The 5,387-nt window shown below is 54.7% G+C and carries 8 protein-coding genes; 7 read left to right on the plus strand and 1 reads right to left on the minus strand.

Annotation, left to right across the window (positions count from 1 at the left end):
* A partial coding sequence (locus L692_RS33560; RefSeq protein ID WP_036723858.1) for a hypothetical protein occupies positions 1-241 on the minus strand: 241 nt, incomplete at its 3' end.
* 60 nt (positions 242-301) lie between these two features.
* Between L692_RS33560 and L692_RS0115145 the strand changes: the two genes are divergently transcribed.
* From L692_RS0115145 to L692_RS0115175, 7 genes are all read left to right on the plus strand, one after another.
* Positions 302-604: a LiaF transmembrane domain-containing protein gene (locus tag L692_RS0115145; protein ID WP_025701006.1), complete on the plus strand. Its 303-nt coding sequence runs from the start codon at positions 302-304 to the stop codon at positions 602-604.
* A gap of 47 nt (positions 605-651) precedes the next feature.
* Positions 652-1,326 carry a PspA/IM30 family protein gene (locus L692_RS0115150; RefSeq protein WP_025701007.1) on the plus strand — a complete coding sequence of 225 codons (675 nt, stop codon included), beginning with the start codon at positions 652-654 and terminating at the stop codon, positions 1,324-1,326.
* A gap of 4 nt (positions 1,327-1,330) precedes the next feature.
* A complete protein-coding gene (locus tag L692_RS0115155) occupies positions 1,331-1,840 on the plus strand; it encodes a PspC domain-containing protein (protein ID WP_025701008.1) in 510 nt (169 codons plus the stop codon).
* 3 nt (positions 1,841-1,843) lie between these two features.
* Entirely contained in the window at positions 1,844-2,539 is a 696-nt protein-coding gene (locus tag L692_RS0115160; protein ID WP_025701009.1) for a PspA/IM30 family protein, read from the plus strand.
* Positions 2,540-2,715: 176 nt separating this feature from the next.
* A complete protein-coding gene (gene liaF / locus L692_RS0115165) occupies positions 2,716-3,363 on the plus strand; it encodes a cell wall-active antibiotics response protein LiaF (RefSeq protein ID WP_025701010.1) in 648 nt (215 codons plus the stop codon).
* Positions 3,364-3,386: 23 nt separating this feature from the next.
* The gene (locus L692_RS0115170; RefSeq protein WP_025701011.1) at positions 3,387-4,433 is read left to right on the plus strand and encodes a sensor histidine kinase; all 1,047 of its coding nucleotides are present in this window, start codon (positions 3,387-3,389) and stop codon (positions 4,431-4,433) included.
* A 284-nt stretch (positions 4,434-4,717) separates the two neighbouring features.
* Positions 4,718-5,371, plus strand: a complete 654-nt coding sequence (locus tag L692_RS0115175; RefSeq protein ID WP_025701012.1) for a response regulator — start codon at positions 4,718-4,720, stop codon at positions 5,369-5,371.
* Positions 5,372-5,387: the final 16 nt, after the last annotated feature.

Consider the following 5,387-nt stretch of genomic DNA (forward strand, 5'->3'; position numbering starts at 1 on the left):
TGTGGTTGAAGACGAAGAAACAGCTCTGAAGAAACTGGAAGAAAAAGAAGCAACTGGCGCTTAATTCAAGAGAGTTCCTGCGGTTGTGTATAGAATAGATTAGGATAACAGGCTTGTGAAACGGCTGACTCAGCGGTTTCGCAAGCCTGTTTGCGTTGTCTGTCATTCTTTCGGACAACGGTCTGACGTCCGCCCCGCCTAAGGTCCAGTTCCAAAAACCGTCCCCGGTCCGTTTTGGCAAAGCCCGATTCCGCCTACAATAAGAGCATAAGGTGAAGGACAACGAAAGGCGGTGAAAAAAATGCAAAGAAACAAAGGAAACGGTCTTGCTGTCGTATTGATTGCCATCGGTGCTATTATGCTGCTGGGTTTGGCGCTTCCGCTGATACACGGAATTTTCAGATTGCTGTTCCCGGTCTTGCTGGTTGTACTCGGCTACTACGGAATTAAGAGCGGACGCAAGGTGATTGGCTGGATCGTAATGTTTATCGGCGTCATGTCCCTGATCGCCAAGCTGTCGTGGCTGATCGGACCGCTGCTCGGCGTGGCCCTGGTCGTATGGGGAATATCGATACTTAAAGGCAAGAGAGGCACCTATTATTAAAGCTTATAACGGAACTTAAATTAACGGCAAGGAGGGAGCGGCACATTATGAGCGTTTTTCGTCGCATGCGGGACATCACCGTAGCCAATTTAAATGAAAAGCTTGAACAAAGTCAGGACCCCGTGAAGCTGATCGATCAATTTCTGTACACGACCCGCGAGGAAATCAGCGAGGCTGAAAGATTGTACCAACAATACGCGAATCATACGAAGCAGCTTCAGCATCAGGTGGACCAAGCGACTTCCATGAGGAACAAGCGGGAGGAGCAGGCGCTGCTGGCTCTGAAAGCGGGCGAAGACAATCTGGCAAAGCTGGCCCTGCAGGAGAAGATCATTTACGAGGAAAAGCTGGAGCAGTATGGCGATCTTCTGGAGCAAAGCCGGCAGTCTCTGCTGGAACTGGAGCAGCAGCTTGGCGAGCTGAAGATGGAGTATCAGTCGGTCTACAGCAAGCGTCAGTATTATGCGGCCCGGATGGAGACGCTCCGGCTACAGCAGCGGATGAACCAGCGGGCAGGCACTTACGGCGGCGGGGACATTCCGAAGATGTTCGGACGCCTGGAAGACCGGCTGACCGACTGGGAGCTTGAAGCCAAAAGTCTTCGCGATCTGCGGCGGATGGGCCAGGAGTATGCGGTCCAGGCGGGCGAGACGGTCGCAACCGTGCTGGAGCGGGAGCTGGCCAAGCTGAAGGAGAAGCTGAACATAGAAGGAAAGGAGTAGCGTTATGACGAGGTTATATCGATCTACCCGCGACAAAGTGCTGACAGGACTCACCGGCGGATTGGCGGAAGCGGTTGGCATCGACTCTACGCTGCTGCGGATACTGCTGCTGATCAGCATTCCGTTTACGGGCGGCGCCGTTATTCCGGTGTATTTCATCGCCGCGCTGATCTTTCCGAGGGAGCAGGGGCCTTATCCGCCGTACGGCTTCGGCCCTGAAATGGCAGACGGCGGTTATGGTGCGAATTATAGGAGCGAAGGCGGATATGGACGCCGGGGATGTGGCTCTCGGGGCCCGTTCGGCCACTCCGGTCCGTTCAATCCGCCCGGATCGCGGTCTTTTGGACGGAATGACCATTATGATCGGCGATACAGCAAAGCGTCAGGCTATTCCGAGCAGGATTCCGGTCTGGACGATATGATGAAGGATATTGAGAAGAAAGCGATGCAAAAAGAAATCGAAGAGCTTAGACGCAAGCTTGCCCAATACGAAGACAAGAAGGGAGAAGTGTAAAACATGGGAGTTTTTAAAAGAATCAAGGATATGACCAAAGCATCCGTCAACGATCTGCTGGATAAGGTGGAAGACCCGGTTATCATGCTGAACCAGTATTTGCGCGACATGGAGGGAGAGATTCACGACGCGGAGGTTACGGTTGCCAAGCAAATGGCCAATGAGCGCCGGATGAAGCAGCGTGTGGAGGAAGCGGGGAAATTGTCCGGACAGCGCGCCGCGCAGGCCGAGCTTGCCTTGAAGAACGGGCAGGAAGAAGTGGCCCGCAAGCTGCTGGAGGAGAAGATTTACTTCGACCAAAAATTTGGCGAATACAGCGAGCTGCACAGCCAGGCTGACGCCCATGCGAAGGAATTGGTGCAGCAGCTGCACGATATGAAGGATGAATTTTACAAGCTGCGCAACAAACGCAATGAGCTCGTATCCCGGGCCCAGATGGCGAAAGCGAAGAAGCAAATGTCGCAAATCAGCAGCGTACACAGCATCGAAAGCGGCAGCGCGTCGCTTGGATTCCACCGGATGGAAGAGAAAATCATGCAGCTTGAAGCCGAAGCCGATGTGCTGCGCGCACCTTACCGGCCGACGGCCGCGTACAGTCCTGTCGATGCCGAGAAGCAGCTTAAGGTGGAGGAGCAACTGAACGCGCTGAAGAGCAAGCTAAGCGGCTCCGCCGAGCCGTCACAGGGCAAGGAAGAATAGGGCGGAATATACGGGCCTTGAGGATAATGACTGTTCCATAAATACAGGTTGATATGATATGCTGAAGCGAGGGTAAAGCCATACGGATGGATCACCATGCCGTCATGGCTTTTCCGGCCGTTTGCTCCCCGGTTGCAAGGAGTGTCCGGACTTATTACACATCAGGAGGTGCGAGGATGGAGAAGCGAAACCGTATGATAGCCATAGGACTGATTGCTCTCGGATGCTTGATGATTTTTGGCCGCTGGATCGGTTTTCTTTCCATTGTCGCCCTTATCCTTCTACTGCTGGGCATCTACCTGACAACGTCGGGCAAGATCAAACAGGGCTATACGCTGCTGGGAATTGGCGCGGTGCTGCTGCTGCTGGATCATCTGGTGCTGGTGCTGGGCATCTGCCTGATTTCGCTGGGGATATTCTTTGTCAAATCCAGAGGATTGCAGCAGGGAAGAAACCATCTACAAAAGCAGAATTTCTCCTCAAGCTTTAACTGGGACCGGTCGCCCTGGGTCATGCATAGTCTGAGCGCCTGGCATGTGCTGGGTGAGACGGATCTGGATCTGTCGCTGGCGATGGCGGAGGATAAGGAGACGGTTATGCTGTTTCAGGGGATTTTTGGCGATATGGATCTGCATTTGGCCGACGATTACGGGGTGGAGATCGAGGCCTTCGTTCTGTTCGGCTCCATTGAATTCGGCAACCAGCGCGATGCAGGCATGCTGAATCGGTTAAACTGGAAATCGCCGGGCTACGAGAGCAGCGAGCATCGGGTTAAGGTCAGCGTCTCCTATCTGATGGGGGATCTGGATGTCAGATTGCCGTAGGGAACAAGGAGGGAGGGCTCCGGATGGATCATAAAAAGAATGCCAACATCATGTCCCGCAGTATGGGCGAGGGAGCCTTGTTCTCCTTTGTCCTGCTGCTGGTTATCCTGTACATCATGTATACATATGGATTTTTGCGCCCTGTCGAGAGCTGGAATTATGGGCTTCGGACGGCTTCGGTGGTGCTTCTGCCCATTGGTCTTGGCATTGGCTTCGGGTTCTACCAGAGCTTCCGCGTCAAGCGGAGGCTTGAGCGGATGCGGGAGACGCTGCTGCTGTGGGAGAAAGGCAATCTGACGCTCTCCATGCCTTCTCTGGGCGAGGATGAGCTGGGCCGGCTCGCGGAGCAGCTCAACGTGATCGGCAGCAAGTGGGAGAATCAAGTGACGACGCTTCAACGGCTGTCGACGAATAACGCCCAGCTTGCCGAACAGGCGAGGTTGACGGCGATTGTGGAGGAGCGGCAGCGTCTGGCCCGGGAGCTTCATGATGCGGTATCCCAGCAGCTGTTCGCCATTTCGATGACAGCGACAGCGGTCGGCCGGACGCTTGAGAAGGATTTCGACAAGGCCCAGCGCCAGATTGCGCTCATTGAGGAGATGGCTGCGGTGGCCCAATCGGAGATGAGGGCGCTGCTGCTGCACTTGCGTCCGGTTTATCTGGATGGGAAGGGTCTGGAACAGGGCATTCGGGAGCTGATCAAGGAGCTGAAGGTGAAGGTGCCGATCGAGATTTTGTTCGAGATGGACTCCGGAGTGCAGCTTATGAAGGGCGTCGAGAACCACCTGTTCCGCATTGTGCAGGAGGCGATATCCAATACGCTGAGGCATGCCAAAGCGGAGAAAATGGAGATTCGTATCCACCGGCGCGGCGATACGGTCCGGATGACTATCCGCGATGACGGCATCGGCTTTGAAATGGACGAATACAAGCAGACATCGTACGGCCTCTCCAATATGCAGGAGCGGATTACGGAAACGGGAGGGTCCATCCATTTTATTACAGCTCCGGGTAAGGGGACTCGCATTGAGATTACGGTCCCGCTGCTCAGCGAGGACAAGGGGATTTAGGTCAAACAGGGTCTTCACAGCGAAGGAATTCTTTCGTCTAATTTTCAGCTAATGGAGTCTTACCGGGCACAAGAACGACAGCAGCCTGTCGTAACGCATAGGGCGGATGATCTGTCAGGTTGTTAAGGGCTGTGCCCGGTTTTAGGAGAATTAGAGGGGAGAACTCCGGCATACAGGCACAAAAGCTCCAATTGGAGACTTGTTTATGTCCTTTCGTGAGCGGATTCGGCTTGAAGCAACCCGGAGGATGATTGTGCTTACCAAACTTTTGGGAGGGATTGGCCGTGGAGAATGGCGAACCGATTAAGGTGCTGCTTGTGGATGACCACGAAATGGTCAGAATCGGACTGGCTGCGGTGCTTGGAACTGAGGAAGGCATTGAAGTGGTAGGCGAGGCCGGAAGCGGGGAGGAAGGTGTTCGCCTGGCACAGGAGTACAAGCCGGATGTCGTGCTGATGGACCTGGTGATGGAAGGAATGGACGGCATCGAGACGACCAGGCAGGTAATGAGGCTGTACCCGGAGTGCAAGGTGATTGTGCTGACAAGCTATTTGGATGATGAAAAAATGTATCCGGTCATCGAAGCCGGCGCATTCAGCTACCTGCTCAAAACCTCGCGCGCCAGCGAGGTGGCGGATGCGATTCGGGCTGCGGCCCGGGGACAGTCGGTGCTGGTCTCGGAGGTTGCTTCCAAAATGATGAACCGATTCCGCAGCGACGCCCGGATCGAGGCTCCGGCTCATTCGGAGCTGACGGACCGGGAGATGGAGGTGCTGAAGCTGCTGGCGCAGGGCAAGTCCAATCAGGATATTGCCGACCAGCTGATTATCGGCATCAAGACCGTCAAGTTTCACGTCACGAACATTCTTGCCAAGCTGGGTGTGGAAGACCGCACGCAGGCAGCCATTTACGCTTACAAGAACGGATTGGCCGAGTAGCGGTCCGGACAGGCGG

Origin of the sequence: Paenibacillus forsythiae T98, from assembly GCF_000520735.1 — a bacterium.
In the GTDB taxonomy this organism is placed as follows: Bacteria; Bacillota; Bacilli; order Paenibacillales; family Paenibacillaceae; genus Paenibacillus_AQ; species Paenibacillus_AQ forsythiae.

What these genes read in the sequence shown, in the direction of transcription:
- L692_RS0115145 (WP_025701006.1), top strand. Translation starts at nt 302, where the DNA reads ATGCAAAGAAACAAAGGAAACGGTCTTGCTGTCGTATTGATTGCCATC.
- L692_RS0115150 (WP_025701007.1), top strand. Translation starts at nt 652, where the DNA reads ATGAGCGTTTTTCGTCGCATGCGGGACATCACCGTAGCCAATTTAAAT.
- L692_RS0115155 (WP_025701008.1), top strand. Translation starts at nt 1,331, where the DNA reads ATGACGAGGTTATATCGATCTACCCGCGACAAAGTGCTGACAGGACTC.
- L692_RS0115160 (WP_025701009.1), top strand. Translation starts at nt 1,844, where the DNA reads ATGGGAGTTTTTAAAAGAATCAAGGATATGACCAAAGCATCCGTCAAC.
- liaF (WP_025701010.1), top strand. Translation starts at nt 2,716, where the DNA reads ATGGAGAAGCGAAACCGTATGATAGCCATAGGACTGATTGCTCTCGGA.
- L692_RS0115170 (WP_025701011.1), top strand. Translation starts at nt 3,387, where the DNA reads ATGGATCATAAAAAGAATGCCAACATCATGTCCCGCAGTATGGGCGAG.